The organism is Gordonia asplenii (assembly GCF_012933505.1).
In the GTDB taxonomy this organism is placed as follows: domain Bacteria; phylum Actinomycetota; class Actinomycetes; order Mycobacteriales; family Mycobacteriaceae; genus Gordonia; species Gordonia asplenii.
In genome coordinates, this window is sequence record NZ_JABBNB010000064.1 from 1 (window position 1) to 3,220 (window position 3,220).

The window sequence follows — 3,220 nt, forward strand, 5'->3', positions numbered from 1 at the left end:
GCTGTGTGTGGTGGTGGTGTGTGGGGTTGTTTGTAGGTGTTGGGTAAGTGTGTAAGGGCGTTCGGTGGATGCCTTGGTACCAGGAGCCGATGAAGGACGTGGGAGGCTGCGTTAAGCCTCGGGGAGCTGTCAACCGAGCTGTGATCCGAGGGTGTCCGAATGGGGTAACCCAGCACCAGTGATGTGGTGTTACCACCGGGTGAATGTATAGCCCGTGTGGGGGGAACGTGGGGAAGTGAAACATCTCAGTACCCATAGGAAGAGAAAACAATTGTGATTCTGTGAGTAGTGGCGAGCGAAAGCGGATGAGGCTAAACCATGCGCATGTGAGACTCGGCAGGGGTTGTGTGTGTGGGGTTGTGGGGTCATGCTTCTCGGCGCTGCCGCGTCGGGCGCGAGTGATAAAGCCGCATGCTAGGTGAAGTGGCCTGGGATGGTCTGCCGTAGACGGTGAGAGTCCGGTAGCTGAAAGTGTGTGGTCTTGTGTGTGTGATGCCCCAAGTAGCAGCGGGCTCGTGGAATCTGCTGTGAATCTGCCGGGACCACCCGGTAAGCCTGAATACTTCCTGGTGACCGATAGCGGACTAGTACCGTGAGGGAAAGGTGAAAAGTACCCCGGGAGGGGAGTGAAATAGTACCTGAAACCGGACGCTTACAATCCGTCAGAGCCTGCGCGCAGAGTTTTCTGTGGTGGGTGATGGCGTGCCTTTTGAAGAATGAGCCTGCGAGTCAGTGCTCAGTGGCTGGGTTAACCCGTGTGGGGTAGCCGTAGCGAAAGCGAGTCTGAATAGGGCGCAATGTCGGAGACATTCGTGTTTTCGATGGTGGTCGCTGGGTCTGGACCCGAAGCGGAGTGATCTACCCATGGCCAGGGTGAAGCAGCAGTAAGATGTTGTGGAGGCCCGAACCCACTTCAGTTGAAAATGGAGGGGATGAGTTGTGGGTAGGGGTGAAAGGCCAATCAAACTCCGTGATAGCTGGTTCTCCCCGAAATGCATTTAGGTGCAGCGTTGCATGTTTCACTCTGGAGGTAGAGCTACTGGATGGCCGATGGGCCCTACTAGGTTACTGACGTCAGCTAAACTCCGAATGCCAGGGTGTGAGAGTGTGGCAGTGAGACTGCGGGCGATAAGGTTCGTAGTCGAGAGGGAAACAGCCCAGATCGCCGGCTAAGGCCCCTAAGCGTGTACTAAGTGGAAAAGGATGTGGGATTACTGAGACAACCAGGAGGTTGGCTTAGAAGCAGCCATCCTTGAAAGAGTGCGTAATAGCTCACTGGTCAAGTGATCCTGCGCCGACAATGTAGCGGGGCTCAAGTACACCGCCGAAGCCGCGGCACTCCACCATGACATCCCAAGGGTTCTGCGGAGTCTTTGGTAGTGGGTGGGGTGGGTAGGGGAGCGTCCTGCATCCTGGGAAGCATCCCTGTGAGGGAGGTGTGGAGGGTGTGGGAGTGAGAATGCAGGCATGAGTAGCGAAAGACACGTGGGAAACGTGTCCGCCGAATGACCAAGGGTTCCTGGGCCAGGTTAATCCGCCCAGGGTGAGTCGGGACCTAAGGCGAGGCCGACAGGCGTAGTCGATGGACAACGGGTTGATATTCCCGTACCCGTGTGCCCGCGCCCAATGCTGAATCAACTGTACTAAGCGTCCAGGACTGGATGGTTCACCTTCGGGTGGCCGGATGGCGATGCGCGTGGCCTTGGTTGTAGTAGGTAAGCGATGGGGTGACGCAGGAAGGTAGTGGGGCCAGTGAGTGGTAGTTACTGGTGTAAGCCTGTAGGGAGGAATGTAGGTAAATCCGCGTTCTATTGTTCCTGAGAGGTGATGCGTAACCGTTGTGGTGAATTCCATGATCCTATGCTGCCGAGAAAAGCCTCTAGTGAGTTGGTGCACGGCCCGTACCCCAAACCGACACAGGTGGTCAGGTAGAGAATACTAAGGCGATCGAGAGAACTGTGGTTAAGGAACTCGGCAAAATGCCCCCGTAACTTCGGGAGAAGGGGGACCACTGCTGGTGACGACTCTTTGCGGTTTGAGCTGGTGGTGGTCGCAGAGACCAGAGAGAAGCGACTGTTTACTAAAAACACAGGTCCGTGCGAAGTCGTAAGACGATGTATACGGACTGACGCCTGCCCGGTGCTGGAAGGTTAAGAGGACCGGTTAGCTGCCCGTGTGGTGGCGAGGCTGAGAATTTAAGCCCCAGTAAACGGCGGTGGTAACTATAACCATCCTAAGGTAGCGAAATTCCTTGTCGGGTAAGTTCCGACCTGCACGAATGGCGTAACGACTTCTCTGCTGTCTCAACCACAGACTCGGCGAAATTGCAGTACGAGTAAAGATGCTCGTTACGCGCGGCAGGACGAAAAGACCCCGGGACCTTCACTATAGCTTGGTATTGGTGTTCGGTTCGGTTTGTGTAGGATAGGTGGGAGACTGTGAAGCGTTCACGCTAGTGGGTGTGGAGTCGTTGTTGAAATACCACTCTGATCGTATTGGACTTCTAACCTCGGGCCATGATCTGGTTCAGGGACAGTGCCTGGTGGGTAGTTTAACTGGGGCGGTTGCCTCCTAAAATGTAACGGAGGCGCCCAAAGGTTCCCTCAGCCTGGTTGGCAATCAGGTGGTGAGTGTAAGTGCACAAGGGAGCTTGACTGTGAGACGTACATGTCGAGCAGGGACGAAAGTCGGGACTAGTGATCCGGCACCGGCATGTGGAAGCGGTGTCGCTCAACGGATAAAAGGTACCCCGGGGATAACAGGCTGATCTTCCCCAAGAGTCCATATCGACGGGATGGTTTGGCACCTCGATGTCGGCTCGTCGCATCCTGGGGCTGGAGTAGGTCCCAAGGGTTGGGCTGTTCGCCCATTAAAGCGGCACGCGAGCTGGGTTTAGAACGTCGTGAGACAGTTCGGTCTCTATCCGCCGCGCGCGTAAGAAACTTGAGGAATCCTGTCCCTAGTACGAGAGGACCGGGACGGACGGACCTCTGGTGTGCCAGTTGTACCGCCAGGTGCATTGCTGGTTGGCTACGTTCGGAAGGGATAACCGCTGAAAGCATCTAAGCGGGAAGCCTGTTCCAAGATGAGGTTTCTCACCCCCTTTTGCGGGGTTAAGGCCCCCTACAGACTATGGGGTTGATAGGCCAGAACTGTACGCATCGTGAGGTGTTGAGGTGACTGGTACTAATCGGCCGAGGACTTACCAACACCCCCAAAA

At 55.8% G+C, this 3,220-nt stretch carries 1 rRNA gene; it reads left to right on the forward strand.

The features are described 5' to 3' along the window. The first annotated feature begins 41 nt into the window (after nucleotides 1-41). Nucleotides 42-3,210 (forward strand): 23S ribosomal RNA (locus HH308_RS29170). Nucleotides 3,211-3,220 lie beyond the last annotated feature (10 nt).